Source organism: Bacillus sp. FJAT-27225 (genome assembly GCF_001685025.1).
GTDB lineage: Bacteria > Bacillota > Bacilli > Bacillales > Cytobacillaceae > Bacillus_D.
Genome location: NZ_MAYU01000015.1, coordinates 1 through 831 on the forward strand (window position 1 = coordinate 1; position 831 = coordinate 831).

Below are 831 nucleotides of genomic sequence, written 5' to 3' on the forward strand. Positions count from 1 at the left end.
GCGATGGACAACAGGTTGATATTCCTGTACCACCTCTTCATCGTTTGAGCAATGGGGGGACGCAGGAGGATAGGGTAAGCGCACTGCTGGAAATGTGCGTCTAAGCAGTTAGGCTGGAAAGCAGGCAAATCCGCTTTCCGTGAAGGCTGAGCTGTGACAGCGAGGGAAATATAGTACCGAAGTTCCTGATTCCACACTGCCAAGAAAAGCCTCTAGCGAGATGGAAGGTGCCCGTACCGCAAACCGACACAGGTAGGCGAGGAGAGAATCCTAAGGTGAGCGAGAGAACTCTCGTTAAGGAACTCGGCAAAATAACCCCGTAACTTCGGGAGAAGGGGTGCTCTTTAGGGTTCATAGCCCTGAAGAGCCGCAGTGAATAGGCCCAGGCGACTGTTTAGCAAAAACACAGGTCTCTGCGAAGCCGCAAGGCGAAGTATAGGGGCTGACGCCTGCCCGGTGCTGGAAGGTTAAGAGGAGGGGTTAGCTCACGCGAAGCTCTGAATCGAAGCCCCAGTAAACGGCGGCCGTAACTATAACGGTCCTAAGGTAGCGAAATTCCTTGTCGGGTAAGTTCCGACCCGCACGAAAGGCGTAACGATCTGGGCACTGTCTCAACGAGAGACTCGGTGAAATTATAGTACCTGTGAAGATGCAGGTTACCCGCGACAGGACGGAAAGACCCCGTGGAGCTTTACTGCAGCCTGATATTGAATTTTGGTACAGCTTGTACAGGATAGGTAGGAGCCTTTGAAGCCGGAGCGCCAGCTTCGGTGGAGGCGTCGGTGGGATACTACCCTGGCTGTATTGAAATTCTAACCCGCATCCCTTATC

1 rRNA gene is annotated in these 831 nt (G+C 53.3%); it reads left to right on the forward strand.

Annotated features, from left to right (window positions below):
- Positions 1 to 831 (forward strand): 23S ribosomal RNA (locus tag A8F94_RS12135); the annotation flags it as partial.